Here is a 269-nt window from a genome sequence, read left to right as displayed (position 1 = left end):
GACGCCAAGCTGGGTGGCGCTGGACAGCACTTCGCTCTTCAGGCGCTGCGCCAGCGATTCGCCGTCCTCGCCGATGGCGGCGCGCAGGGTGGCGCTGGGCGTGGCCTGCAGCAGCGACAGCACCGACATCATTTCGCGCTCGGCGGTGGGCAAGGCCATCGCGCGGCTCGAAGCGCGACTGGGCGTGCGCCTGTTCCATCGCACCACGCGGCGCATTGCGCTGACCAGCGATGGCGAGGCGTACTACGCCTCCTGCGCGGCGGCTCTGG

General features: G+C 71.4%; 1 protein-coding gene. It reads left to right on the top strand.

Translation table 11 applies throughout. The features are described 5' to 3' along the window. Positions 1-73: 73 nt before the first annotated feature. The coding region (locus ABGA94_RS12910; RefSeq protein ID WP_375367469.1) for a LysR family transcriptional regulator at positions 74-269 on the top strand (196 nt) is incomplete at its 3' end.

The organism is Stenotrophomonas sp. 3diitr2024 (assembly GCF_042136455.1).
Taxonomy (GTDB): Bacteria; Pseudomonadota; Gammaproteobacteria; order Xanthomonadales; family Xanthomonadaceae; genus Stenotrophomonas; species Stenotrophomonas sepilia.
This window is presented reverse-complemented; position numbering and strand designations above follow the sequence as displayed.